The organism is Solemya pervernicosa gill symbiont (assembly GCF_002020875.1).
Lineage (GTDB): Bacteria > Pseudomonadota > Gammaproteobacteria.
In genome coordinates, this window is the sequence record NZ_MPRL01000012.1 from 1 (window position 1) to 26,515 (window position 26,515).

Here is a 26,515-nt window from a genome sequence, read left to right on the forward strand (position 1 = left end):
GGGGCGCCGCAGGCATAAACGGTCGCGTGAAGTTTTTGCTGTTTGCTTGGGCTTGGATGCCCAAAACAAACTTTCGCAAAAATAGCGACTCCCCGGATCGCTGTGCCCTGCACCTAGATTTCGTGCAGTTGCGGCACTGAAATGCATCTGGTCTGGTACATCGACAACGGTTACCTCGGGATGGTGTGCCCTCACCCAGTCGCCACTATTGTTTGGGCAGGAGTAGTCGACCACGATACAGTTCACGTTTGGCTGGGCGAGTGCCAGTGGCAGTGACTGCTGTAGATGGGACAGGCGTCCCATGCAGGTAGTGACAATATCGATTCTGGGTGGTGTGATGTCCATCTCTTTTATACCGTTGAGCTTAGGGCTCAAAGCTGGCCATGACAGGTGCGTGGTCCGAGGGGCGTTCCCAGCCACGTGGCTCCTTATCAATCTCAGATGCTGTGCACTTTTTAGCAAGTGATGAAGAGGCGAGGATCAGATCGATGCGCAAACCTCGGTTACGACGAAAACCGTTCATCCGGTAGTCCCACCAGCTAAAGCTATTCTCCTCCTGCTTGAAGAGACGGAAGGTGTCGGTAAAGCCAAGATCTAGTATCCGCTTTAGTGCATCACGCTCGGGCGTGCTGCAGAGAATGCGTTCATGCCACGCCTTGGGATCGTTCACATCGGCATCGGCTGGTGCAATATTAAAATCCCCCAGCACCACATAGTCGGAATGGTCGGTCAGTTCATTTTTAATATGGATGGATACTTTCTCGAGCCAGTTGAGTTTGTAGTCAAACTTATCTGACCCAACCTCGGAGCCATTCACTACATAGAGATCGAGAATACGCACCCCATTGATGGTTGCACCAAGGATGCGCCGCTGCGGGTCGTCGAGATCGGCCACATCGGTTATTACATCTTCGATGGCATGTTTGCTGATGATCGCCACGCCGTTATAGGTCTTCTGTCCGGAGAAGGCGGCCTGATAACCCGCCGCCTCCAGCTTATCACGCGGAAACTTCTCGTCGACACATTTGGTCTCCTGCAGCACCAACACATCGGGCTGGGCGCTCTCCAGCCAAGTCAGGACATGAGATAGGCGGACATTGATGGAGTTGACGTTCCAGGTGGCGATTTTCATTTGTTGCTCGAGTAATCCGATGTAATTCAGGGGTAAGCTGAATCGATTATAAACGTATAGTCAGGAAGTGATGTCGCGAGAAATAGTTTTAAACGCTGCGACCATCATTCAGTACTTCGGCGCAGCATCATCCCCCACGATGTGGGGATTCGATTAGGCAGCCAGGCCACTGTGACGCAGCAGTGCGTCGATGGTCGGTTCACGGCCACGGAACTCAACAAACAGCTCCATCGGCTCGCGTGAACCGCCCTGCTCGAGAATGGCGCTTAGAAAGCGTAGCCCGGTCTCGCGATCGAAGATGTGACTCTCCTCGAAGGCGCTGAAGGCATCGGCTGAGAGTACCTCGGCCCACTTGTAGCTGTAATAACCTGCGGCGTAACCACCGGAGAAAATGTGTGAGAAGCTGTGTGGGAATCGGTTGAAGGAGGGGGGCTCGATTACGGACACCTCTTCGCGCACCTCATTGAGCAGTTCGTAGATACGACCGCCACGCTCCGGGTCGAACTCCATGTGCATGCGGAAATCGAACAGGGAGAATTCGAGCTGACGCACCATCTGCATTGCTGACTGGAAGTTGCGTGCGGCGATCATCTTTTCGTAGAGATCGTCGGGTAATGCTTCGCCGCTCTCGACGTGGCCGGAGATCTCGTTGAGTGCATCGCGCTCCCAGCACCAGTTCTCCATGAACTGACTCGGCAGCTCGACCACGTCCCACGGTACGCCGCTGATGCCCGAGACGCTTGGGTGGTCGATGCGGGTCAGCATATGGTGCAGACCGTGGCCGAACTCGTGGAACAGGGTCTGCACCTCGTCGTGGGTGAAAAGCGCCGGTTTGTCACCGATCGGGGCGGTGAAGTTGCAGGTAAGGTAGGCAACTGGAGTCTGCAGGCCGTCTGCGGTGAGGTGCCGACTGATGCACTCATCCATCCAGGCACCACCGCGTTTATTAGTGCGCGCATAGAGATCGAGGTAGAACTGGCCACGCAGCTCACCCTGTTCGCTACGGATATCGAAAAAACGTACATCCTTGTGCCAGGTTTCTATATCGTGCTGCTCCTCGACACTGAGGCCGTAGAGGCGTTCGATAACAAAGAACATGCCCTTCAAGACCCGATCCTCCGGGAAGTAAGGCTTGAGCTCCTCCTGGCTGACGGCGTATTTATGCTGGCGCAGCTTCTCCGAGTAGTAGGGGATGTCCCACGCCTCAAGCCCCTCCATGCCGTGCTGGTTGCGTGCGAAGATGCGCACCTCATCGAGGTCGTGGCGTGCCATCGGCAGTGAACGTTCGGCGAGGTCGTTGAGAAACTGCAGAACCTGTTCCGGATTGGTCGCCATCTTGGTGGCGAGCGAACGCTCGGCGTAGTTGGCAAAACCGAGTAGTTGCGCTGCTTCGTGGCGCAGTGCCAGGATCTGTTCCATCAGCTCGCTGTTATCCCACTGACCGGCATGTGGTCCCTCGTCGGAGGCGCGGGTGACGTAGGCGGTGTAGAGCTCACGGCGCAGATCGCGGTTGTCGGCGTAGGTGATGATTGGGAAGTAGGAGGGGAACTGTAGATTAAAGAGCCAGCCTTCGAACGCCTCGGCCTCGGCATTCTGTTTTGCCATCTGGACCGCGCTCTCGGGCAGACCAGCGAGTTCACTCTCATCACTTACTTCACGTTTCCAGGCGTTGGTCGCATCGAGCAGGTTTTCGCTGAACTTATTGGTCAGCCTGGAGAGCTCCTGCATGATCTCCTTGTAGCGCTGCTGCTGTGCCTCGGGCAGATCGATACCGGAGAGGCGGAAATCACGCAGGGCGTTATCGACGATCTTCTGCTGTGGACCACTCAGCTGCGGGTACTCCTCACCATCGGCGACCTGCTGGAACGCCTCGAAGAGGTCGCGGTTCTGCCCCATCTCGGTGGCATAGTCGCTCAGTTTGGTGAGACAGGCGTTGTAGGCGTTGCGCAGTGCATCGGAGTTGACCACCGAGTTCATGTGGCTGACCGGTGACCAGGCGCGGTTGAGACGATCCTCCAGATACTCGAGTGGTTCGACCAGATTCTCCCAGCTGCAGTGTTCGGTGGTGGCGAGCAGTGCTGTGACCCGGTCGCGATTCTCCTTCAACAGCGCATCGATGGCCGATTCAACGTGCTCCGGTTGGATGGCTGAGAAGGGGGGTAGACCGGTCATCTCGAGTAGCGGGTTGGACATGCTCTATCCTCAATAAAGTACAGCGGGTTGTGGTTAAATGGCGCTCTAAATCTAGCAGAGTGCACAGTGGCCAACAAAGAATCCCAAACAGTGAGTGAGGAGATTACAACACACCCTTACGATGCGCTGACCCCCGAGGTGGTACTCGATGCGGTTGATAGCTTCGGCGTGGTGGCGAGCGGTTCGCTGCTGGCGCTTAATAGCTATGAAAATCGCGTCTATCAGGTGGGGCTCGATGAGGGTGAACCGTTGATCGCAAAGTTCTACCGGCCGGGACGCTGGAGCAGCGAGGCGATCCTTGAGGAGCACGCCTTCAGTCACGCCCTGCAGGAGCACGAAATTCCGGTGGTGGCGCCGCTCAAGGGAGAGAATGGTGAGTCTCTCTTTGAGCATGCTGGTTTCCGGTTTGCACTCTTTCCTCGCCGTGGTGGCCATGCCCCGGAGCTGAGCGATTTCGATCATCTTGAGTGGTTGGGGCGCTTCATGGCGCGCATTCATGCGGTGGGTGCCAGTGGTGAATTCGAACATCGACCCACGCTGGGTGTCGCCTTTTACGGCAGACCCGCATTGGATTACCTGCTAGAGAACGACTTTCTTCCGAGCTATTTGGCGTCTGAGTATCAGTCGCTGGCTGAGCAGATGCTGCAACGAGTCGATGCGGCCTTTGCCGAACTTCCCAATTTGCAGATGCTGCGTATCCACGGTGATGGCCACGTCGGCAACGTGCTGTGGCGTGAGGGGCCGCACTTTGTCGATCTCGATGACTGTATGACTGGGCCTGCGATTCAGGATCTCTGGATGCTACTCTCGGGCGAGCGCCACGAGATGGTAATGCAGCTTGATGCACTATTGATGGGATATGAGGAGTTCTTCGAGTTCGATCTGCGTGAACTGACGCTGATCGAGCCACTGCGTGCCTTGCGCATGATCTACTATGCGGGCTGGCTGGCGCGCCGTTGGTCTGATCCCGCCTTCCCGATGGCCTTTCCCTGGTTCAATAGCGAACGTTACTGGGAGGAGCAGCTGGTGGCGCTGCGCGAACAGTTACTGCGCCTGGACGCACCGCCATTAACACTCGGAGCGTAGCTCTCTAGGCGGCGCGACCGCTAAACATCTTCGCCATCAACTCCAGACTGCGTGCCATCTTGCTGAGTGATTCACTCGCATCGGCAGTCTGCTGCATGCCATCAACCGTCAGCTCATTTACCTCGGTGATGGTCGAGACGTTCTCTTCGATATTGGTTACCACGCTGCTCTGTTCATTGGCGGCGTTGGCGATCTGTGCATTCATGTCGCTGATGGTGGAGATGGCGCGGGTTATCGTATCGAGTGCCTCACCCGCCTCAGAGGATTGATCGACGCCCTCTTGAGTGCGTTTGCGGCTGGTATCCATCACCGTCACCGCTTTGGTTGCGCCATCCTGGAGTCGCTCGATCATCGTCTGTATCTCAAGTGTGGCCGATGAGGTGCGTGAGGCGAGGGTGCGAACCTCGTCGGCGACCACCGCAAAACCGCGTCCCTGCTCACCGGCGCGTGCCGCCTCGATGGCGGCGTTGAGGGCGAGCAGGTTGGTCTGCTCGGCGATACCGCGAATGACATCAAGCACGGTACCGATATCCTCGCTCTCGTTCTTGAGGCGGTTGATTACATCGCTTGCTTCACCGACCTCGTTGGCGATGGCATTGATAGAGCTGACGGTGTTGGTGACAACTTCGCTACCGTGGTTGGCCTCATTGGTGGCGGTCTGAGTCTGCTCGGCGGCCTGCTGGGTGTTGCGTGCCACCTCCTGGGCTGAGGCGGAGAGCTGGGTAACGGCGGTGGCGACCTGATCGGTCTGCTCATCCTGGTGACCAACGCCCATCTTGGTCAGGGTGATCGAGGCGGAGAGTTGTTCAGCGGTCTCTTCGATCTGTTTCACCGAGTCATCGATACGGTCGAGTACCGCACTGATCTCAGAGCGCTGCATCTTCATTGCCAGCTGTAACTGGCCCACCTCATCACGACGACCGGTATAGACCCACTGGGCAATTGGATTGTCGATCGTTTTACGCGATTCAGCGATCAGCTTGCGTAGTGGCGTCAGTAGCCAGTAGATACCGCCACCGATGATTGCAACAGCAATAGCGAGTGCCATCAGCACCACAGCGGTTTCGCTCTCATCGAGCGCAGCGAGCAGCAACGGCAGCATGCCGATACCGCAGAGCATGCCGAGTTTGACACCGAGACAGAGCTTGGCGCGTTTAAGTACGTTGGGACTCTTGCCAGCACTGAGCTGTGAATAGAGTTTCTCGGCGCGTGCAACATCCGCTTCATCAGCATGGCGGCGGACCGATTGGTATTCGACCGTCTTACTATCTTCAAAGATTGGCGTGGCAAAGGCGTCGACCCAGTAGTAGTCACCATTTTTGCAACGATTCTTGACGATACCTTTCCAGGAGTCACCGTTTTTCAATGTCGTCCAGAGATCATCGAAGGCGGCGGGTGGCATATCGGGGTGGCGCACCACATTGTGTGGCTCGTTGAGTAGCTCACTTTTCTCAAACCCACTGATCTGCACAAAACCGTCATTACAATAGGTAATCTGGCCCTTTAGATTGGTGGTGGAGAGTATGTAACTCTCATCAGATACTGGGACTTCCTGCTCTGTGACAGGCTGGTTATTACGCATCGACTTCCTCGCTAATTATTTTTATCTATTCGGTCGCTTAACCATCTTCATCGGTAGCTAAACGACATACTTGAGGATTTATAGGGTTACTGACGATGATGCGCCGGTTGTCGATAGGAGGCAACCATTTGAGATTTGCGGTTTTTATTGAGAATGATTCTAAAGGTAGGCGATGGTCCCACCCCAGATGGGGCGGGTTATCTGTTATGACTGGAGTTGGTTTCTGAAGTGAGTCGAGAGCAGGCTCATCTCTTCGGCGATATCGGAGTTCTCACCGCAGGCGGAGATCGTCTCGCTCATATAGACGGAGATCTGATCGTTGATCTCGATAATCGCGTGGATACTACGATTGATCTCCTCGGAGACGGTGCTCTGCTCGCTGGCAGCACTGGCGATCTGACTGTTCATATCGGAGATGGTGATCACCGAGTCGCTGATCTCGTTAAGTGCCTGCCCCGCACGCCCCGCCTGTTCAACGCCCTCCTGGCCCTTCTCACGACCCTTCTCCATGGCGGTGACGGCGCTGCGTGCCCCGCTCTGTAATCGCTCGATCATGCTCTGGATCTCTTGAGTCGACTCCTGAGTACGTGAGGCGAGGGTGCGCACCTCATCGGCCACCACGGCAAAGCCACGACCCTGTTCACCGGCGCGGGCGGCCTCAATGGCGGCGTTGAGTGCTAGAAGGTTGGTCTGTTCGGCAATGCCTTGGATGACATCCAGTACCCCGCCAATACCATCACTATCCTTGGCGAGCTGGTCGATTACCTCGGCAGAGCGTTCGACCTCGGCGGCGAGTTCACGGATTGAGGTGATGTTCTGTTCGACGACCTGACGCCCCTCGCTAGCGCTGCTGTTGGCGTGCTGCGCGGCTTCGGCGGCTTGAGTGGCGCTCTCGGCGACCTCCTGTGCCGAGGCAGAGAGCTCACTGATCGCGGTGGCTATCTGGGTGGTCTGTTGCTCCTGGTTCTGGATCTCGCCGTGAGTGGTACTGGAGGTGTCGGAGAGTTGCCCAGACATCGTCTTCATCTGCTCTACCGCGTTGGACATACGGCCTAGGATGGCGGCCTTCTCCGACTGCAATACCTTCATGGCCAACGTCAGTTCACCGCTCTCGCTCATATCGCCGGTGTAGACGTGCTGCATGATCTTGTTGTCGATGACTCCACGTGCCTGACGAGAGACCTGACGTAGCTTGCGGGTGGCAAGTAATGTTCCGCTGACGCCGATAACGAGTGAGATAAGCAGCGCGCCCAGCATGCCAGTGGTGGCGGGTTGATCGGCTATCAGGGTGTAGAGCACAGGGGGAAGCAGTGAGAGTAAGGTGATGAGGAAGAGGCGGTAGTGGATTGGAAGATTACGTCGTTTCAGCGCGGTGGGAACCTTGCCTGCGTTGAGGTTCTGGTAGAGTTTTTCAGCGCGCTCAACCAGTGAGCGTGATGGCTTGCTGCGCACCGATTGATACTCGGTTACCTCGCCGTTGCGGGTGATCGGGGTGGCAAAGGCGTCAACCCAGTAGTGATCGCCATTTTTGCAGCGGTTTTTTACGATGCCCATCCACGATTGTCGCTTCGACAGGGTATCCCAGAGATCCTGGAAGGCGGGGGATGGCATATCGGGATGGCGTACTAGATTGTGGGCTTTTCCCAGCAGCTCCTCTTCGGTGTAGCCGCTGATGTTGATGAAATCGTCGTTGCAGTAGGTGATCTGGCCCTTCAGATCGGTAGTAGAGAGGATGTTGGCCTCACTGGGGAAGAGGATCTCTTGACCGGTGACGGGATGATTTTTGCGCATTATCTACCTCCTGTAGATTCCTTATGCGTACCACGTGTATTCGAGTTGTTGTGATTAACTATCGGTAAGCGATGGCCGTAACTTTAGTATGGTTTTGGAATGGGTACAAATATTGTGGTTTATACGATGTGCTGTCCGCACACGACTGTGTAACCGGTGCGAGCAGGTAGGGGCGGTATTTCGCACCGGAGAGGGTTAGTTGAACTGTTTGGAGAGCAGCTGCAGGTTTTTCGCCATCTGTTCGATCTGATCACTGGTCTGGGCGGTACTCTCCATGCTGTCGACTGTGAGTTCGTTGACCTCACTGATGGTGTTGACGTGCTCATTGATCTCCTCGACCACGGTGCTCTGCTCATTGGCGGCGTTGGCGATCTGGGCGTTCATGTCGTTGATGTTGCTGACCGCCTGGGTAATGGTATCGAGTGAGGCACCCGCCTCGGCCGCACGCTCTACTCCGCGCTGTGCCTTCTCGCGCCCGCTATTCATCACCGTTACGGCTTCACCGGTCCCAGTCTGCAGCCGTTCGATCATTTCCTGGATCTCGAGTGTGGCTGAGGAGGTGCGTGAGGCGAGATTGCGCACCTCGTCGGCAACCACCGCAAAACCACGCCCCTGCTCACCGGCACGAGCCGCCTCAATGGCGGCATTGAGTGCCAGCAGGTTGGTCTGCTCAGCGATGCCACGAATCACATCGAGCACGGTACCGATCTCCTCGCTGTCGGACTGCAGCTTCTGGATCACCTCGGAGGAGCGTTCCACCTCCTTGGCCAGCTCACTGATAGTGTCGATCGTCTCAGAGACCACGCGACGGCCGTTGTCAGCATCCTGACTGGCAACTTGGGTCCCCTCGGCAGCATTCTGTGCGTTGCGTGCCACCTCGAGCGCTGAGGCGGCCAGCTCGGTCACGGCGGTGGCGACCAGATTGGTCTCGCTCTCCTGATGGGAGACACCCGCCTTGGTCAGGGTGACGTTGCCGGAGAGGCTCTGTGAGGTGGTCTCGAGCTGTTTGACTGCATCGCTGATACGACCCAGTACCGCTTTGAGTTGTGAACGAACCAGTTTGATCGCCAGACGCACCTCGCCACCTTCTCCGCGCTGGCCGGTATAGACCTGCTGAGCAACGGGATTTGAGACGATGCTGCGTGCCTCCTCGATTGCATGCTGCATCGGACGCATCACCAGCTGAATGCCGACAATGCCAATGGCAGCGGATACGAGCAGCGCCAGTACGGTACCAATGAGCGAGCTCTCCATCAGTGCAGCAATCAGAAGTGGAAGCAGTGCAGCGAGGACGATGAGGATAAGGCTCCCCTTGAGCCCCAGGGCTGAGGGCTTGATGGAGCTGGGGGTCTTGCCGGCGTTGAGTTGAGCGTAGAGTTTATCGGCACGCTCGACATACTCGGCTTCCGGCTTCATGCGTACCGACTGGTACTCGATGGTGCTGCCGCCATCGCGTATTGGGGTGGCAAAGGCATCAACCCAGTAGTGATCACCGTTTTTACAGCGGTTCTTCACCATACCCATCCACGATTCACCACCCTTGATGGTCTTCCATAGGTCATCAAATGCGGCCGGTGGCATATCGGGGTGGCGCACAATATTGTGCGGCTGATCCATCAGTTCTGACTCTTCAAAGCCGCTGATCTCGATGAAGTCTTCGTTGATGTAGCTGATTTGACCCTTGAGGTTGGTCGTCGAGAGGATATTTGCATCGTCTGAAAAATCGACGTTATTACCGGTTACAGGCAGGTTCTTACGCATCTGGATCTCTCCCAGTTCTCCGGAGCTTCCTATCTCCCGGTATTATGATTAGTTGTTTAAGCCTATATATCGGTGGATTGCATCACATCTTGAGTCAGAAATGAGCCTGATTTAGACAAGGTATACCACACTCTCTTACTACGAACTCACAATAACACTACTGGACGAATGGGTATGTGCGGGGCAAAAAAAATGGAAGGCTGGGGGAGCCTTCCAACAAATTAGACATTAAGGGAGGAAAAACATGTCTTGAAACCCACTGTAGTATTCCCTACCTATTCTGTCAAGTATATTGCAAATCGTCTCCTGAAAGATGGCGCACCGGGCGCATGTTGCTAGAATGGCCGCTTCAGATAAACGGTCCAGACAGGGGATTTTCATGGGTAAGCACTACGATCTGATCGCCATTGGTGGCGGCAGCGGCGGTCTTTCGGCAGCAGAGCGGGCAGCGCTATACGGTAAAAAGACGGCTGTGGTCGAACAGGCACGACTCGGTGGTACCTGCGTCAATGTTGGTTGTGTGCCGAAGAAGGTGATGTGGTTCGGTGCTGGCATTGCCCACGCCCTGCATGATGCCAAGGACTACGGTTTTGATGTCGATGTGAAGGGTTTCGACTGGGGCGAGCTGGTCAAGAAACGTGAGGGTTACATCGGCGGTATCAACGACTGGTTCCACACCTACCTGAAGGACTCGAACATCGATGAGATTGTCGGTACGGCGAGCTTTGTAGATGCCCACACCCTTGAGGTTGGGGGAGAGCAGTACACCGCCGATCATATCGTCATCGCACCGGGTGGTACGCCGGTAGTGCCTGACATTCCCGGCGCTGAGCATGGCATTGATTCCAACGGATTTTTTGAGCTCACCGAGCAGCCAAAGCGCGCTGTAATCGTCGGTGCGGGTTACATCGCCGTTGAACTTGCGGGACTGCTTAATGGACTCGGTACTGAGGTTTCTCTGCTGCTGCGTCGTGATCATTTCCTCTCCAGCTTTGACTGCATGCTGCGGGAGACGCTGATGGAGGATATGGTCAACAGTGGCGTGAATATCATGTCGCAGACTCAGATCGAACGCATTGAAAAGCAGGATGATGGCAAGCTCCATATCCACTGCCAGAGTGGCGTTGAGCTGACCGGCGTCGACAGTTTGATCTGGGCGATTGGTCGTGAGCCGTTGAGTGGCCCGCTAAACCTCGATGCGGCTGGGGTCGAACATAACGAGCAGAGTTATATTCCCACCGATGAGTTTCAGAACACCAACGTTGAAAACGTCTACGCGGTCGGTGATGTGACTGGGCGTGCGCAGCTCACCCCCGTCGCGATAGCCGCAGCACGCCGCCTCTCCGACCGTCTCTTCAATAACCAGCCAGAGCGAAAGCTCGACTACGAAAACATCGCTACCGTGGTCTTTAGCCATCCACCGATCGGCACTGTGGGGCTTAGCGAGACGCAGGCGCAGGAGGAGCACGGTACGGCGGCTGTGAAGTGTTACCAGACTCGTTTTACCCCGATGTCACACGCCTTCACAGAGCATAAGGTGAGCACCGCGATGAAGCTGGTCTGCGTCGGTGCGCAGGAGAAGGTTGTAGGGGTGCACATCATCGGCCCCGGTGCCGATGAGATGCTGCAGGGCTTTGCCGTGGCGGTGAAGATGGGCGCGACCAAGGAGGACTTCGATAATACCGTGGCGATTCACCCGACCAGCTCCGAGGAGCTGGTGACACTTCGCTAGTGGCTGTTCGCAGTTACAAGGGCATCACGCCGACCCTCGAGGCGGGTAGCTATGTCGATGAGCAGGCCGCTGTTATCGGTGATGTGGTACTCGGTGAGCAGAGTTCGGTCTGGCCGATGGCGGTGCTGCGTGGTGATGTGAACAAGATTCGTATCGGCAGACGTAGCAATATTCAGGATGGCACGGTCTGCCACGTCACCCACCGCCACCCCGCAAACCCAGAGGGTAATCCACTGATCATCGGTGACGATGTGACTATCGGACACAACGTCACCCTGCACGGATGCACCATTGGTAACGGCTGCCTGATCGGTATGGGATCGACCATTCTCGATGGCGCAGTATTAGAGGAGGGGGTACTGCTCGGTGCCGGTAGTCTGGTCGCTCCCAACAAGCGGCTGGAGGGGGGCTATCTCTGGCTCGGCTCTCCGGTTAAGCGAGTCAGAGTGCTCACAGAAAAAGAGCTGGCCTGGTTCAGTTACTCGGCTGAGCACTATAGAAAGCTGAAAGAGGACTATATTACTGAGGAATAGGGTCTGATGTGGGGCGTGTGGCAATGTTCTTTATTTCCAGTCGAGGCGAAGAGACGGTTGTTGAAGTGATCGTTCGTAATCTGCATGAGCGGGTGACGGAGTCGGAGTTGGAGACGCTGTTTAAGGCGTTTCGAAAAAAAGCGGATATCACGTTGGTGGCAAAGGCTGCAAAGGGTGCCTCATGTCGGTACGGATTGGCTCTTTTTCACTCAAAACGACACGCACAAAGTGCGATTAAACAGCTTGATGGGAAACCATTGCATGGACAGCCAGTGATTCTTAGAGAATTTATTGCGCGTAGTTACGGCAATGAGCGTCGTACGTTGGGATGGCGAAATAGAGTGTGGTCAGGTGCTGAACGCAGACAGCATGAGCGTCGATTTAGTGATGCAAATCGACCTATTGATGATTTTGACCAGTGGCTAAGTGATAGCGAAAAACCGGCTGCTGATGCTGAAATGGAGGTTGAGGGTTACCGCGAGCACGCGAGGAAATCGTAGTGTAATGCGTTTTGGAAGCAGCTGCTCTTTGTGATAGCGCTCAAGTCGACTTCTTAACAAATTTGGTCAAAATCACGATCTGCTGACCGTTTACCCTCCCCTCGATATGTTCTGCATTATCAGCAACCAGTGAGATACCACGTACGGCTGTGCCACGTTTTGCGGTGAAGTTGGCGCCCTTGACGTTGAGATCCTTGATCAGGGTGACGGTATCGCCCGCCTCAAGCTGTGCACCGTTGCTGTCGAGGTGTTTGATACCACTCTCATCACCTACGCCCTCACCGGTCGCCTCGGCCCAGCTCTGCATATCTGGTTCGAGGTAGAGCATATCGAGCAGATCCTGGGGCCACCCCTCACTGCGGAGGCGTGTCAGCATACGCCAGGCGACGACCTGTACAGCGGGCACCTGACTCCACATGCTCTCATTGAGACAACGCCAGTGGTTGGGATCGATAGTGTCTGGATTATTGAGCTGATCGCTACAAGTCTCACAGATAAGCAGGCACTGCTCGGCGCTGCCGTCCGAATTGGGCGGGATCTCATAAATGGCGAGCCCCTTGGTGGCACTGCAGAGTTCGCACTTCGATTCGCTGCGACTCTGCAGTTCGGATTCAACGCTCATGGTCGATGGTCTCTGGTTCGGTTAGCTATTGCTGAGTTCGTGACGCAGCAGTTCGATGATGGGCTGGGTGGCGGGTTTTACGCCGCGCCAGAGCAGGAATGACTCGGCTGCCTGCTCTACCAGCATGCCCAGGCCATCGGCGCAGTGGGTTGCGCCCTGTTCAGTGGCCCACTGGATAAAGGCGGTCGGTTCTGCGCCGTACATCATGTCGTAACACCAGCCCTCTTTGGCAATAGCGCTGGCTGGAATAGGCGGTACATCGCCCTGCAGACTGGCAGAGGTACCGTTGATGATCAGATCGAAGGGGCGTTCGTCGATCTGGTCGAAGCCGCAGCCCGAAATAGTTCCCAATTGGGCAAAGCCCTCGGCCAGTTCTATGGCACGTGAGGCGGTGCGGTTGGCGACCACAATCGCGGCGGGATTGGCAGAGAGCAGAGGAGCGAGTACGCCACGCACCGCGCCACCGGCGCCAAGTACCAGGATACGCGCGCCCTTTAGTTCGATCTGATAGTTATCGCGCAGGTCGGCGAGCAGGCCGACACCGTCGGTATTATCCCCCAGCAGGGTATTGTCATCGCGCAGCAGCAGAGTGTTGACCGCATTGGCGAGCCGGGCACGCTCGCTCAGCTCGGTGGCCAGCTGCCACGCCTCGAGTTTGAAGGGGACAGTGATATTGAGCCCCTTGCCGCCCTCGTTGCGGAACTCGGACACCGCCTGGGGAAAACTCCCTTCATCGACTCTGATCGCGCGGTAATCGAGCGCCTGTTCGGTCTGTTCAGCAAAGAGGGTGTGTATTCGAGGTGATTTGCTGTGTGCGATAGGGTTGCCCATCACGGCGTAGTGATCAGTCATGGTCAGATGATTCCAGAGAGGATGAGGCCGGCGTACCCGAAGGTGTCGAATACGCCGGTGGTTGGAGGTCTAGGACTCCTTGAGCCAGATAGCCGCCTGTTTGGCGTAGTAGGTAAGGATGCCGTCGGCCCCGGCGCGTTTAAAGGCGAGTAAGGATTCCATTACCACCGCCTTCTCCTCGAGCCAGCCGTTATCGCTGGCTGCCTTGAGCATCGCGTACTCACCGCTCACCTGGTAGACGAAGGTGGGTGCACCGAACTCATCTTTGATACGGCGCACAATATCGAGGTAGGGCATACCCGGCTTGATCATCACCATGTCGGCACCCTCGTCGAGATCGAGCGCCACCTCGTGGATCGCCTCATCGCTGTTGGCCGGGTCCATCTGGTAAGTGTACTTGTTGCCGGCACCGAGGTTGGCTGAGGAGCCGACCGCATCGCGAAATGGACCGTAGAAGCTGGAGGCGTACTTGGCTGAGTAGGCGAGGATACGGGTGTGGATGTTGCCAGCACCCTCGAGAGCATCACGGATTGCGCCGATGCGGCCATCCATCATGTCGGAGGGGGCGACGATATCGGCACCGGCAGCGGCGTGGGAGAGCGCCTGCTTGACCAGCACGTCGACCGTCTCGTCATTCATCACATAACCGCTTTCGTCGATCAGTCCATCCTGACCGTGGGTGGTGAAGGGGTCGAGCGCCACATCGGTAATTACGCCCAGATCGGGGAAGTTGGCCTTCAGGTTGCGCACCGCACGCTGTGCCAGCCCCTCGGGGTTGTAGGCCTCGGCGGCGTCGAGTGATTTCTGCTCCACCGGTGTGACCGGGAAGAGCGCCACGGCGGGTACGCCAAGCTCGACCAGCTGCGCCGCCTCAATCAGTAGCTCATCGATACTGACCCGCTCGACACCCGGCATTGAGGGAACCGCCTCACGCTGTCCCTCACCCTCGAGGATGAACATCGGGTAGATCAGATCGTCGCAGCTAAGCTGAGACTCGCGCATCAGGCGGCGTGAGAAGTCGTCGCGGCGCATGCGGCGCATGCGGCTGTTGGGGAATGCACTCATCTGATTCTCTCCTCGGAGATGGGGTTTTCGTTTCGGTAATCCTGTTAGGATAAATGAGTTCGCGCGACACGGCCAAATATTGGCACTGGCGTCTGCCAGGATCACGGTTAAAATCTGACCTTTACGCCACCACTCCAGGGAGTCCGGGATGCTCGAGTATCTCTTTTTCAACAAAAAGCTGTGTGACATCTTTATTGAGTTCCTGACCCGCAAGGCGATCGATTACGAGGTCAGTGACCATGAGGCGGGTTACAGCGTCGGTGTGCCGGAGAATATCGACGATGCGCTGGGAGGTCTGGTCGACGAGCAGTACGAGAATCTGCTGCAGGCCCATGTTGATGAGCTCGACGATGAAAACGGCTTTGAGAAGAATGTCGCCGGAGTCGGCATCGAGCTGGCCGATGGCACCCCCTGCACCATTCGCATCGATCCCGATCTGATGAGTCGCATGCTCAATGAGATCAGTCTCGAGGAGCTGCGCGATATGATTCACGATATCGCCAAGCAGATGGAAAACCCCGACAACCGGCCACTCTGTCACACCTAATAATTTTCGGTTTGAGTAGCGTTCAGTTCACAAGAGAGTATTGAGATGAGTAAACGGATTACAGTCATTGGAACCGGCTTTGCGGCCGTCACGGCGGTGCGTGAGCTGCGTAATCGTGACAGTTCGGCGGAGATCACGGTGATCGGTCGCAAGGCAGAGTTCGTCTTCCTGCCGAGTCTGATCTGGATCCCCTCGGGCATGCGTCAGGGGAGTGATCTAGTGGTCGGCCTCGATAACTTCTTTCGCCGCATGCGTGTTAATTTCCACGCCGGTGAGGCGACTGGCCTCAAGGATGGCGGTCGTACGGTGGTGACCGAGAACGGTGAGGTGGAGAACGATGCGCTACTGATTGCCTCCGGTGGTCGTTTCATCAAGAAACTGCCCGGTATCGAGAATGCCATCACCCCCTGTGAGGGGATCGCGGCAGCGGAGAAGATTCGCGACCGTATCGCGGAGATGCAGGGCGGCACCATCGCCATCGGCTTCAGTGGTAATCCTAAGGAGCCTTCGGCGATGCGCGGTGGGCCGATGTTTGAGTTCCTGTTTGGTATCGATACCCTGCTTCGCCAGCAGGGGCGACGAGATCAGTTCAAGCTGGTCTTCTTCACCCCGGCACCTGAGCCAGGTAAGCGCCTCGGGCCGAAGGCAGTCAAGGGGCTACTCGATGCGATGGCCAAGCGCGGCATCGAGACCCATCTCGGCCACAAGATGAAGCAGTTCACCGAGAGCAAGGTGATCACCGAGGGTGGTGAGTTCGATGCGAACCTGATCCTCTTCATGCCGGGGATGACTGGCAACCAGTGGTTTGATAATACCGAGCTGGCACGCTCCGAAGGTGGCATGCTCAAGGCCGATGCGCTCTGTCGTGTCGAGGGGAGTGAGCGGATCTATGTGGCGGGTGATTCCGGTAGTTTCCCCGGTCCCGAGTGGATGCCGAAGCAGGCACACATGGCTGATCTGCAGGCGAAGGCGGCGGCTGCCAACATCGTCGATGAGCTGGCGGGTCGAACATCGAACACCGGCTTCAAGGTGGAGCTGATGTGTATCGTCGACTCTCTTAATAGCGGCATGCTGGTCACCCGTACGCCCAAGCGCAATCTGATGCTGCCGCCGCTTCGTATCGGCCATTGGGCCAAGCGGATCTTCGAGTGGTGGTATCTACGCGGCCTGCGCTAGCCATTAACGGACGGATGGTGTCGAATCGGCTATTATCCGAGTGAACAGGTCTGAATTGGAACAGTAATGCACGCAACCCTTCCGCTGCTTGAGAAGAGCGACTTCCCGGCGCTGAGCCGCGCCAAACTCGAAACACTGCAGGTCAATCTCGGCTACCGCTGCAACCAGCAGTGTCTGCACTGCCACGTCAACGCCGGGCCGAAACGCACCGAGGAGATGTCGGCGGAGACGATCGAACAGATCATTACCTTCATTAAGGCGAACCGGATCAAACGCCTCGATCTGACGGGCGGTGCCCCCGAACTAAATCAACACTTCCGCCAGCTAGTCACCACGATGCGCAATATGGACGTGCATGTGATCGACCGCTGCAATCTCACCATCCTGCAGGAGCCGGGGCAGGAGGATCTGGCACAGTTCCTCGCCGACCATCAGGTGGAGATCACCGCCTCGCTCCCCTGCTACCTGAAAGAGAATGTTGAGTCGCAGCGGGGGCGTGGTGTCTATGAACGCAGTATTGAAGGGCTGAAGCAGCTCAACGCACTCGGTTACGGTGAGGCGGGAAGTGATCTGGTTCTTAACCTAATGTTCAACCCCATAGGCCCTTCTCTGCCACCGCCGCAGACGGCGCTTGAGGCCGACTATCGAAAGATTCTGGGTGAACAGTACGGTATCCGCTTCAGTCACCTGCACACCCTGACCAACATGCCGATCAAACGATTTGGCAGCACCCTGGTCTCCAAGGGGGGCTTTGATGACTACATGGCGCTGCTGCGTGGTTCCTACTGTGCCGATAATCTCGAAGCGGTGATGTGCCGCACTTTGATCAGTGTTGACTGGCAGGGTTACCTCTACGACTGCGACTTTAACCAGATGCTGGAGATGTCACTGCAGGCCGGTGGCCGTGAGCGGACCCATATCAGTGATCTGCAGGATCAGCAGATCGAGGGGCAACCAATTGCTGTGGCCGACCACTGCTACGGCTGTACCGCCGGTCAGGGGAGTAGCTGCGGTGGGCAGCTCGACTGAACATGACCACTGAGGGTGGTGCGAGCCTGTTATCGGGTGAAAGCCCTTCGCTAGCCCTCTGGTATGCCGAGCCGATGTCACAGTCAGAGGCGGAGGTGCTGTTCAAGAGGGCACAACAGGCGCAGCGGACGGCGCTGATCCATGCGACATCACCCTTCCTTCCCAGACTGACCGCCCTACTCGCCAGCTTCTGGCTCGGGGGGTATGAGGAGGATGAGTGGTTACAGATGGCGCAGCTCGCCAGCAGTGAATATGAGCAGGTGCTGGTGGAACTGCTGCAGGGGCAGCTATTGGTGAGCCGCAAGCTGTCGGGTGCACTACATCACCTCAAATCGGCCTTTATGAAGGCGAGCAATCTGCTCGAAGCGGAGGGTTACTTCGAGGTGCTTAAACGCCACGAAGTGCTCGCCTGTCTACCCACTGCGCCACACCCCGCCGAACCGCTTGGACTCGAGGCACTGCTGACCGAGGCGGCGGTGATTCAGCGCATGGGCGGATGTACAGCCATGGTGCCAAAACGCGAACCGATCGACACGGTTGGCTGAACGGGCACCAACGGTGCTTTAAACAATCTAATGATCTGGCTGGTTGCTTTGCAGCTTTTAGGCTGAGGTGTTTGGTGGTGCTCTTTTTAGAAAATCTGCTCAAGATCTGTCTGGAGGCGGCCCCCTGGCTGCTCTTTGGCCTGGTCGCGGCGGCGGTTATCAAAGTACTGCTACCGGAGGGCATAGTGGCACGTTGGCTGGGTGGACGTGGCCTCTGGTCGGTGACCAAGGCGGCATTGATTGGGGCACCGTTGCCGCTTTGCTCATGTGGTGTGTTGCCGGCGGCGCTGGCGGTGCGCCGTGGTGGAGCATCGCGTGGCTCAACGCTCTCCTTTCTAATCGCTACCCCCGAGACAGGGGTCGATTCGGTGGCGCTCTCCTACGTGTTGCTCGGACCCGTCATGATGGTGGTACGCCCGATTGCTGCGGTAATCACTGCGGTAGTGACCGGCCTTCTGGCGCTGTTTTTACCGGATGCAGAGAGAACCCGATTGGAGCCGAATCAACCCGAAATAACTGAGAGTTGCGGCAGCGACTGCACGAGTGGCTGTGAATCGGAGGTCGAAGTGAAGGATTCAGAAACGGCGCTCTCACCCTACCTGCGCGCAACGTTCGATATCTGGGATGACATTGTCTTCTGGCTCGCCATCGGTATGGTGCTGGCGGCGCTGGTCGAGACCCTGGTGCCGCCACTGGCGTTGGCACAGTGGGGCAGTGGTCTGGCGGCGATGGGTATGATGCTGCTGATCGGTATCCCGATCTATATCTGCGCCACTGCCTCTACGCCAGTGGCAGCCGGGCTGCTGTTGACCGGCATTTCACCCGGCACGGTACTGGTCTTCCTACTTGCGGGCCCCGCAACGAATATAGCGACCCTGATGGTGGTTGGGCGTGAACTGGGGCGTGCCACAGCAGCAATCTATCTGTTGGGTATTGCGATCTGCAGTGTGTCGCTAGGGCTGCTGCTGGATGCACTGCTCGGCTGGCAGCAGATTGATGTGGTCGCGCAGCTGGCAGCAAGTGGTGAGCTGGTACCTCTCTGGTTGGCGGCGCTAAGCCTGCTACTGCTACTGTTTGCCATCAGGCCGTTACGTCGGCTGTTCAATAGGGTGTTGCCGCCGTAGTGATGGTGCGAGTGAGAGCTGGATTTAATAAGAAAACCTGGAGTTCAAAATGAAGAGTTTTGTTGTGCAGTGGTTAGAGACGATTACCGGCATCGCCTTTGTCTTGATCGTTGTTCTCGGTGTTGTATCGGGTGCGCAGGATGGGCCGCTCGGTGCACTGCTCGGTCTTGTGGGGGGGCTGATCGGCGGCATCTTCGCTACCGGTCTGGTCTACACCCTGCTCTCGATCAATGAGCGGCTGGGCAATATCCATAGCCTGATGGAGCAGCAGAAGTAGCGTCTATTTTTTACCCAGCCAGTCACGTGGCCTGAGGTAGTTCTCGTAGAGATCCGCCTCGGGGCTGTCGGGCTCTGGCTGCCAGTTGTAGCGCCACTTCACCAGTGGCGGTAGTGACATCAGGATCGACTCGGTGCGACCACCGCTCTGCAGACCGAACAGGGTGCCGCGGTCGAAGACCAGATTGAACTCTACATAGCGGCCACGACGGTAGAGCTGGAAGTCACGTTCGCGTTCACCGAAAGGGGTCGCCTGGCGTCGCTGGACGATCGGTAGGTAGGCGTCGGTATAGCTGTTGCCGACGCTCTGCATAAAGGCGAAAGCAGTATCGAAACCAGGGCTGTTGAGGTCATCGAAAAAGAGTCCGCCGACACCACGGGTCTCGCTGCGGTGTTTGAGGAAGAAGTAGTCGTCGCACCACTTCTTATATTTTGGGTAGAGCTCTGGGCCGAAGGGATCGCAGGCCGCTTTGGCACATTGGTGCCACTCAACTACATCCTCATGGAAGGGGTAGTAGGGTGTCAGATCATAACCACCGCCGAACCACCAGACCGGCGCCTCGCCCTCCTTCTCCGCGATGAAGAAGCGTACGTTAGCGTGCGAGGTGGGCACATAGGGGTTGTGGGGGTGGATGACCAGTGAAACTCCCATCGCCTGAAAGCTACGCCCGGCCAACTCGGGGCGGTGGGCTGTGGCTGAGGCGGGCATGGAGCTACCGAAAACGTGAGAGAAGTTGACCCCAGCCTGCTCGAATACTGTGCCGTCGCTCAACAGGCGGGTGCGTCCGCCGCCGCCCTGTTCTCGCTGCCACTCATCAAGTTCAAAACGTGCCTTACCATCCGCAGTCTCAAGTGCTGCACAGATATGACTCTGCAGCTTGAGCAGATAGCTTTTTACCGCTTCGATATCGGGACTGTTCAAGATGAGGGGGAGCGGGGAGTCAGAGCTGACTCCCCGCAGACTTCTATTTAGGCTTCTTCGACGCGTTTTGCAGAGCTGACCACAATCGGTTCAACCGGTACGTCCTGGTGACCGCCCTGGTTACCGGTCTGTACCTTGGCAATGTTGTCGATCACATCCATGCCATCAACAACCTTGGCGAAGACGGCGTAGCCGAAGTCACGCGAGCCGTGGTCGAGGAAGGCGTTGTCGACCACATTGATGAAGAACTGTGAGGTGGCGCTGTCGACCTCCGAGGTGCGCGCCATCGAGAGAGTGCCGCGCTCGTTCTTCAGGCCGTTGTCCGCCTCGTTCTTGATCGTCTCGCGTGTCGTTTTCTGGCTCATCGATTCATCAAAGCCACCGCCCTGGATCATGAAGCCGGGGATCACACGGTGGAAGATGGTGCCGTCGAAGAAGCCGTCGTCGACATATTTGAGAAAGTTCTCAACGCTGATCGGTGCCTTCTCGGGGTAGAACTCGAGGGTGAAGTCGCCGTGTGAGGTGGAAAAAACAACCATGGGTATGCTCCTGATCTCTCTAAATCGGTTTGGACCGCGATCGTCGCGGTGAAAATTCCAGAAGCGGCAAATTCTAGCGCTTTATCGGAAAAATTACCTCTATTCCCCTAGCAATCAACGGGGTAAAGGGGGCGTTGGAGTTGATCAAGTAGCTGTTCAATCCGTTCGTCACGCAGCCGATCGTTGTATGGCTTTGCCGGGTGTTTGCCCCATACCGGTGCTGGCCAGCTGGGATCGGAGGCGTAGCGGGCAATATGGTGTATGTGCAGTTGTGGCACCAGATTGCCGAGTGCGGCGACGTTGATCTTTTCGGCCGCAAAGGCCGTTTCAATAGCGCTGGCCAGGGCGCTAGACTCAGAGATCAGCTGCTGCTGATCGCCCTCGTCGAGATGGTGGATCTCGCGTAGCTCACTCCTCTCCGGCACCAGAATGAACCAGGGATAGCTGGCATCGTTCATCATCAGCAATCGGCAGAGTTCAAAACGACCTAGAGTAAAGCAGTCGTTATCGAGCTGTGGGTGGAGTTGAAACATAGCCAGTTACCGAAGTCTCGGTGAATTACTGCTGTGGTTGCATCAGCATCGAGAGGATGTCGGCTGCCTGACCGTTGATGGTCAGTGCACCCTTGCGGTACTCGATGCGGCTGCGGTAGCTGTCGCCCTGCTCAACGATCCACTGCTGTTGACCAAACAGGATCAGCTGGCTCTCAACCCCTTGTAGCGCCAGCGCTTCAAGTTCATCGTCGGCGATCTCCTGTCCCTGCTGGGCAGCGGCGGTGGCGATACGCTGTTTGCTCGATTGGAGCATCGCTTTTTTCACCAGTGCCTTGGGCATGTCGAACTCAACATCGCCGTCGAGATCCATCAGTAGTGCCATCGGTTGATCGAGATGGAGATTGCCATCGCCGGTGTAGGCGATGCGCAGGTTGCCGTTAACCCTCCCTTCGGGAGTGGTCGCCCCCATACGGGTGATTGAGATCTCGGGTGAGCTGCGCAGTAGGGTCGGTAGATTGCCGATCAGGGTCAGCCCCATCATCTGTACAGCGGCTTCTGGTTCGATGCCCATCGCCTGAATCTCGGTGATTTTCCGATTCAGCTCCACATAGGCGTCAATATCGAGATGTTTGATTTCGATCGCATAGCCGGGAGCGGTGAGCTGATAGTCATCGACGGTGAGGCTGTCGGCATCGAACGCGACGGAGATGGTGTGTAACTTCTCGCTCTCAGCCTGCTGATTAGAGACGATGCGTAGCTTGTCGAGGCGGAAGTCGGGTTTGTCGGGTGCAGTGAAGTCGAATTTAAGATGATCCATGCCGATACGACTCTCGCCGATCCAGACCATATCGCGTACACGGTTCAGATTGGCGAGCATGGAGATCTCGCCCATCTCCATACTCGCCTCGCTATCGGAGACCTTGAGACCTGGCGCCTTTAGATCGGCGTTGGTCTGCTTCATCTGTTGGTCTTGATGGATGGTGCCGTTCACTCCCTGCCACTCGATCGCAACCGAAGGGCGTTCCAGTGCGCTGCCGCTAAAGGCGGGTGAGAGGATCTCGGTTGCCTCGCTACCATCATGGGCGATTCGGCTGATGACGCTCAGTGGTGCTTGATCACCAAAGTAGTGTTTGAACTCGTACTGCTGATCGGCGGGGATAGTCGCCTCAGTGGTAATGGTAAAGGCGTCGGTGGAATCGATTGTAGGACCATGCTGGATCTTATGGTTGAGTTCGAGAATCAGGGTGCCCTTCTGATGATTAAGCGTCATCTGGGAGCGTGCACTCGCATCGAAGAGTGAGCGCTGATACTCGAGTCTGTCGAGCTTGATAACGCCAGGTGTGGTGTAGCGTGTCAGCAGGGTATCGAAGTGTTGCTCGGCCTGCATGCCGTTGTAGTAGGGGAGTCCAACAGCGGCGCCCGCCGCGCCGAGTGTGATGATGGCCAGTACGCTCTTTGTACCCATGGTGTTATCCCTGTCTTATTAGTTGTTGGCTGAAGGTTGCGACGTTAACAGAATCGCGTGATGGCGGCATGTATCGATGAGTTTTAGCCGGCACGAATCAGTCGCCCATTAGCGGCATCGCGGATCTCGGTTGGCTGAGCGTTCCCACCTAACTCACCGTGAAGTGTGTAGTCGAGTCGATTGTCGAAATATTGCTCTACACGCAGAGCGCTACGTGCTGGTGGTTGATTGCTACGATTGGCGCTGGTTGAGACCAGCGCACCTCCAAAGCTGTCGCAGAGTGCAGCGGCTAGTGGGTGGGCGGTGACCCGTACAGCGAGTGTGTTGTGATGACCGCATAGCCACTGAGGTACCTCTGAGCGAGCGGGAAGTAGCCAGGTAGTCGGGCCGGGCCAACGCTGACTGATCCGCCTTAGCATCGGTTTGGCTAGTGGTTGTAGAAAGGGTTCAAGCTGCACTAATTCGGAGGCGATCAGAATCAACCCCTTATCGATAGGGCGCTGCTTTAACGCCAGCAGGCGCAGCACAGCGGCTCCATTGAGGGGGTTGCAGCCGAGGCCAAAGACCGACTCTGTTGGATAGGCGACGATGCCACCACGCCGTAGTGCGTGGGTGGCATGCCTGATCTGGAAGGGTGTGGCCAAGGGATAGGCCCGCTGCTTAGGCTAGCCCAAGCTCCTTTTGCACTTCGTCATTGCGGGCGAGAATCTTTTTCTTGTTCGCTTCACGCTCATCGCGCAGCTTCTGTGCCAGATCGCTATCGGAGACGGCCATGATTTGTGCGGCCAGATAGGCGGCGTTCTTGGCGCCAGCACTTCCGATAGCAACGGTGGCAACCGGGATACCGCCGGGCATCATTACGGTGGAGAGCAGCGCGTCCTGACCCTTGAGTGGGCCGCCGTCCATCGGTACACCGATAACGGGGCGTACGGTGATGGCGGAGACAGCGCCGGCGAGGTGCGCTGCAAGGCCTGCAGCACAGATAAAGGCCTGACAACCGCGCGCTTCAGCACCGGTGACATAGTCGTGGGTTGCCTCTGGGGTGCGGTGTGCCGAGTGGATACGCACCTCATAGGTAATATCAAAAGATTTCAGGGCCTTGAAGGTGGCCTGCAGCGCGGGCAGGTCGGAGTCAGATCCCATCAGGATGGCTACGAATGGTTTGCTCATGTTGATAACTTCCGTTTCTTAACTTTGTGAAAAATGGTGGTTTGTAATCTAGCTGTCGCTGGAGGATTCGTTCTCTTCAACCTCATAGGGTTCGGCGAAGTCACACTCGCTCTGCGGGCAGACCTTCTCGGTACCGCGACGCTTGGTGGTCTTGACGGTAACAATCGGCCAGTCGCATTTGGGGCACGGCTCGTTGAGTGGCTCGTTCCAGATCGCGTAGTCGCAGTCGGGGTAGCGGGCACAGGAGTAGAAGATCTTGCCACGGCGTGAACGACGCTTGAGGATCGTCCCCTGTTTGCATTTGGGGCACTCTACGCCGGTATCTTCCGGTTTGATCAGCGGTTCGATGAACTTGCAGTCGGGGTAGCTGCTGCAGCCGATGAATTTGCCGTAACGACCCTGCTTGATAACCAGCTGAGAGTCACAATCGGGGCAGCTACGACCCTCGACAATTTCAGGTTCGTTGCTGCTGTTGTCATCGCCCAGATTACGGGTGTAGTCGCATTCCGGGTAACCGCTACAGCCAACAAAGCGGCCACGACGTCCGAGGCGGATGTTGAGAGGCTTGCTGCACTTGGGGCACTCCTCGTCGAGCGCTTCGGTGGTAACGTCGCTACGTTTGACGCTCACCTCCTTATCGTCGATCTGTTCCTTGAACGGTTTCCAGAACTTGCTCAGCACCGGCACCCACTCCATCTCGCCACGTGAGATCGCATCGAGATCATCCTCGAGCTTGGCGGTGAAGTCATAGTCGACGTAGGGGGTGAAGTGTTCAGTAAGGAAACGCTTTACCACCCGGCCGACATCGGTGGGGATGAAGCGTTTTTTGTCCATCTCTACGTATTCACGGTTCTGCAGGGTGGAGATGATGCTGGCGTAGGTGGAGGGGCGGCCGATGCCGTGCTCCTCAAGCGACTTGACCAGACTCGCCTCGGTGTAACGTGGTGGTGGCTCGGTGAAGTGTTGGACCGGCTTAATCTCGACCAACTCGACCGTCTCACCCTCATTCATCGGTGGTAGCAACTTCTCATCACTGTCGCCCTTGGCATCATCCTTACTCTCCTGATAGAGGGTCATGAAGCCGGGTTTGGTGATGGTGGAGCCGGTGGCGCGGAAGGTGTTGCCTTCACCGGCGCCGAGATCAACTGCCACAGTGTCGAGGGTGGCATGGATCATCTGGCAGGCGACGGTACGCTTCCAGATCAGGTTGTAGAGTTTGTACTGCTCGGTAGAGAGACGGTCTTTTATCTCGTCAGGGAGATGGTTGACCGAGGTGGGGCGTACCGCCTCGTGCGCCTCCTGAGCATTCTTCGATTTGGTCTTGTAGCCACGCGCTTCCTTCGGCACATTTTCTGCGCCGTAACGCTCTGCGATCAGACTGCGAATCTCATCCAACGCCTCCTGGGCGAGATTAACCGAATCGGTACGCATGTAGGTGATCAGGCCAACGGTCTCACCACCAATATCAACACCTTCATAGAGTTGCTGTGCGGTACGCATGGTGCGCTGTGTGGTAAAGCCGAGCTTACGCGACGCCTCCTGCTGCAGAGTAGAAGTGGTGAAAGGGGCGGCCGGATTACGACGGCGCTGCTTCTTCTCCACCTTGTCGATGGTGAGCTTGCCGCCTGCTGCCTCAAGCAGGGTGCGCTCCGCCTCAGAGGCGAGTTCACCGTTGTTGATGGTGAACTGTCCGAGCTTTTCACCCTTATAGTAGGAGAGCTTGTAGTAGGAGAGCTTGGCCTGTAGCGGCTGACTATCCTTACTCGCGCCCGCCTCAATGGTCCAGTACTCACGCGCCTCGAACGCCTCGATCTCCTCCTCGCGTTCAACGATCATGCGTAGCGCGGGGCTCTGCACTCGTCCGGCGGAGAGACCGCGACGGATCTTTTTCCACAGTAGTGGTGAGAGGTTGAAGCCGACCAGGTAGTCGAGGGCGCGACGCGCCTGCTGCGCATCAATCAGTGATTGAGCCAGTTCGCGAGGGTTGGCGACGGCATCATTGACGGCGCGTTTAGTGATTTCGTGGAAGACAACACGGAAGACCGGTTTCTCTTTTAGTAGCTTTTTGGCGCGTAGTATCTCTAGCAGATGCCAGGAGATCGCTTCACCCTCGCGATCAGGGTCAGTTGCGAGATAGAGTACATCGGCCTTGCGAAACGCCTTGGCGATCGCTTGCACATGTTTGTCGTTTTTGTCGATCACCTGATACTTCATAGCGAAGTCGTTATCGGGATCGACCGCACCCTCTTTCGGTACCAGATCACGCACGTGACCATATGAAGCGAGGACCTCGAAGTCCTTGCCCAGATATTTCTTGATGGTCTTCGCCTTTGCGGGCGACTCCACAATTACAAGGTTTTTGCTCATTTTATCAATGGC

General features: G+C 56.8%; 24 protein-coding genes and 2 pseudogenes. 10 read left to right on the forward strand and 16 right to left on the reverse strand.

The window, feature by feature from the left end:
• The 3 genes and pseudogenes from BOW52_RS04375 to prlC all read right to left on the reverse strand — a co-directional run.
• Positions 1 to 345: pseudogene (locus BOW52_RS04375) on the reverse strand (hypothetical protein); the annotation flags it as partial.
• 19 nt (positions 346 to 364) lie between these two features.
• Entirely contained in the window at positions 365 to 1,132 is a 768-nt protein-coding gene (gene xth / locus BOW52_RS04380) for an exodeoxyribonuclease III (protein WP_078482875.1), read from the reverse strand.
• Between the two features lie 153 nt (positions 1,133 to 1,285).
• Positions 1,286 to 3,325 carry an oligopeptidase A gene (gene prlC / locus BOW52_RS04385; protein WP_078482876.1) on the reverse strand — a complete coding sequence of 680 codons (2,040 nt, stop codon included), beginning with the start codon at positions 3,323 to 3,325 and terminating at the stop codon, positions 1,286 to 1,288.
• Between the two features lie 66 nt (positions 3,326 to 3,391).
• Here prlC and BOW52_RS04390 point away from each other — a divergent pair, with 66 nt between their 5' ends.
• Complete coding sequence (locus BOW52_RS04390; protein WP_236725638.1) at positions 3,392 to 4,411, forward strand: serine/threonine protein kinase; 1,020 nt, start codon at positions 3,392 to 3,394, stop codon at positions 4,409 to 4,411.
• A gap of 4 nt (positions 4,412 to 4,415) precedes the next feature.
• Here BOW52_RS04390 and BOW52_RS04395 read toward each other — a convergent pair whose 3' ends face one another.
• From BOW52_RS04395 to BOW52_RS04405, 3 genes are all read right to left on the reverse strand, one after another.
• A complete protein-coding gene (locus BOW52_RS04395; RefSeq protein ID WP_078482878.1) occupies positions 4,416 to 5,993 on the reverse strand; it encodes a methyl-accepting chemotaxis protein in 1,578 nt (525 codons plus the stop codon).
• A 204-nt stretch (positions 5,994 to 6,197) separates the two neighbouring features.
• Complete coding sequence (locus tag BOW52_RS04400; RefSeq protein ID WP_078482879.1) at positions 6,198 to 7,784, reverse strand: methyl-accepting chemotaxis protein; 1,587 nt, start codon at positions 7,782 to 7,784, stop codon at positions 6,198 to 6,200.
• Positions 7,785 to 7,979: 195 nt separating this feature from the next.
• Positions 7,980 to 9,545 (reverse strand): methyl-accepting chemotaxis protein, encoded by a 1,566-nt coding sequence (locus BOW52_RS04405; RefSeq protein WP_078482880.1) that lies wholly within the window; start codon positions 9,543 to 9,545, stop codon positions 7,980 to 7,982.
• Between the two features lie 379 nt (positions 9,546 to 9,924).
• Here BOW52_RS04405 and gorA point away from each other — a divergent pair, with 379 nt between their 5' ends.
• From gorA to BOW52_RS04420, 3 genes are read left to right on the forward strand one after another with little or no spacing between them, the layout of a single operon-like run.
• Complete coding sequence (gorA, locus tag BOW52_RS04410) at positions 9,925 to 11,277, forward strand: glutathione-disulfide reductase (RefSeq protein WP_078482881.1); 1,353 nt, start codon at positions 9,925 to 9,927, stop codon at positions 11,275 to 11,277.
• Complete coding sequence (locus tag BOW52_RS04415; protein ID WP_078482882.1) at positions 11,277 to 11,810, forward strand: gamma carbonic anhydrase family protein; 534 nt, start codon at positions 11,277 to 11,279, stop codon at positions 11,808 to 11,810. The genes gorA and BOW52_RS04415 overlap by 1 nt, the downstream gene beginning before the upstream one ends.
• Before the next feature lie 8 nt (positions 11,811 to 11,818).
• Positions 11,819 to 12,310, forward strand: coding sequence for an RNA recognition motif domain-containing protein (locus BOW52_RS04420; RefSeq protein WP_135622027.1), 492 nt, complete (start codon positions 11,819 to 11,821; stop codon positions 12,308 to 12,310).
• Between the two features lie 40 nt (positions 12,311 to 12,350).
• Here the strand turns inward: BOW52_RS04420 and BOW52_RS04425 are convergent, their stop codons facing one another.
• From BOW52_RS04425 to hemB, 3 genes are all read right to left on the reverse strand, one after another.
• Positions 12,351 to 12,932, reverse strand: coding sequence for a PhnA domain-containing protein (locus BOW52_RS04425; protein WP_078482884.1), 582 nt, complete (start codon positions 12,930 to 12,932; stop codon positions 12,351 to 12,353).
• Positions 12,933 to 12,953: 21 nt separating this feature from the next.
• The gene (gene aroE / locus BOW52_RS04430; RefSeq protein WP_078482885.1) at positions 12,954 to 13,784 is read right to left on the reverse strand and encodes a shikimate dehydrogenase; all 831 of its coding nucleotides are present in this window, start codon (positions 13,782 to 13,784) and stop codon (positions 12,954 to 12,956) included.
• 69 nt (positions 13,785 to 13,853) lie between these two features.
• Positions 13,854 to 14,849 (reverse strand): porphobilinogen synthase, encoded by a 996-nt coding sequence (gene hemB, locus BOW52_RS04435; protein WP_078482886.1) that lies wholly within the window; start codon positions 14,847 to 14,849, stop codon positions 13,854 to 13,856.
• A 148-nt stretch (positions 14,850 to 14,997) separates the two neighbouring features.
• Between hemB and BOW52_RS04440 the strand changes: the two genes are divergently transcribed.
• The 6 genes from BOW52_RS04440 to BOW52_RS04465 all read left to right on the forward strand — a co-directional run bounded on the left by BOW52_RS04440 (position 14,998) and on the right by BOW52_RS04465 (position 19,547).
• A complete protein-coding gene (locus BOW52_RS04440; protein WP_078482887.1) occupies positions 14,998 to 15,396 on the forward strand; it encodes a hypothetical protein in 399 nt (132 codons plus the stop codon).
• 45 nt (positions 15,397 to 15,441) lie between these two features.
• Entirely contained in the window at positions 15,442 to 16,572 is a 1,131-nt protein-coding gene (locus BOW52_RS04445) for an NAD(P)/FAD-dependent oxidoreductase (protein WP_078482888.1), read from the forward strand.
• A 66-nt stretch (positions 16,573 to 16,638) separates the two neighbouring features.
• On the forward strand, positions 16,639 to 17,601 hold the full coding sequence (gene arsS, locus BOW52_RS04450) for an arsenosugar biosynthesis radical SAM (seleno)protein ArsS (protein WP_078482889.1): 963 nt from the start codon (positions 16,639 to 16,641) through the stop codon (positions 17,599 to 17,601).
• Between the two features lie 2 nt (positions 17,602 to 17,603).
• Entirely contained in the window at positions 17,604 to 18,146 is a 543-nt protein-coding gene (locus tag BOW52_RS04455; RefSeq protein WP_078482890.1) for a hypothetical protein, read from the forward strand.
• Between the two features lie 71 nt (positions 18,147 to 18,217).
• Positions 18,218 to 19,270: an SO_0444 family Cu/Zn efflux transporter gene (locus tag BOW52_RS04460; protein ID WP_408021563.1), complete on the forward strand. Its 1,053-nt coding sequence runs from the start codon at positions 18,218 to 18,220 to the stop codon at positions 19,268 to 19,270.
• A 49-nt stretch (positions 19,271 to 19,319) separates the two neighbouring features.
• Positions 19,320 to 19,547, forward strand: a complete 228-nt coding sequence (locus tag BOW52_RS04465) for a hypothetical protein (RefSeq protein ID WP_078482892.1) — start codon at positions 19,320 to 19,322, stop codon at positions 19,545 to 19,547.
• A 3-nt stretch (positions 19,548 to 19,550) separates the two neighbouring features.
• Here the strand turns inward: BOW52_RS04465 and hemF are convergent, their stop codons facing one another.
• From hemF to topA, 7 genes and pseudogenes are all read right to left on the reverse strand, one after another.
• Positions 19,551 to 20,468: an oxygen-dependent coproporphyrinogen oxidase gene (gene hemF, locus BOW52_RS04470; protein WP_078482893.1), complete on the reverse strand. Its 918-nt coding sequence runs from the start codon at positions 20,466 to 20,468 to the stop codon at positions 19,551 to 19,553.
• A gap of 47 nt (positions 20,469 to 20,515) precedes the next feature.
• Positions 20,516 to 21,010: pseudogene (locus BOW52_RS04475) on the reverse strand (peptidylprolyl isomerase); the annotation flags it as partial.
• Positions 21,011 to 21,114: 104 nt separating this feature from the next.
• Positions 21,115 to 21,540 (reverse strand): HIT domain-containing protein, encoded by a 426-nt coding sequence (locus BOW52_RS04480; protein ID WP_078482895.1) that lies wholly within the window; start codon positions 21,538 to 21,540, stop codon positions 21,115 to 21,117.
• Between the two features lie 25 nt (positions 21,541 to 21,565).
• The gene (locus BOW52_RS04485) at positions 21,566 to 22,966 is read right to left on the reverse strand and encodes a YdgA family protein (RefSeq protein ID WP_078482896.1); all 1,401 of its coding nucleotides are present in this window, start codon (positions 22,964 to 22,966) and stop codon (positions 21,566 to 21,568) included.
• 83 nt (positions 22,967 to 23,049) lie between these two features.
• Positions 23,050 to 23,610, reverse strand: a complete 561-nt coding sequence (locus tag BOW52_RS04490) for an L-threonylcarbamoyladenylate synthase (protein ID WP_078482897.1) — start codon at positions 23,608 to 23,610, stop codon at positions 23,050 to 23,052.
• Between the two features lie 16 nt (positions 23,611 to 23,626).
• The gene (gene purE, locus BOW52_RS04495) at positions 23,627 to 24,136 is read right to left on the reverse strand and encodes a 5-(carboxyamino)imidazole ribonucleotide mutase (RefSeq protein ID WP_078482898.1); all 510 of its coding nucleotides are present in this window, start codon (positions 24,134 to 24,136) and stop codon (positions 23,627 to 23,629) included.
• Positions 24,137 to 24,184: 48 nt separating this feature from the next.
• The gene (gene topA / locus BOW52_RS04500; protein ID WP_078482899.1) at positions 24,185 to 26,503 is read right to left on the reverse strand and encodes a type I DNA topoisomerase; all 2,319 of its coding nucleotides are present in this window, start codon (positions 26,501 to 26,503) and stop codon (positions 24,185 to 24,187) included.
• Between the last annotated feature and the right edge of the window lie 12 nt (positions 26,504 to 26,515).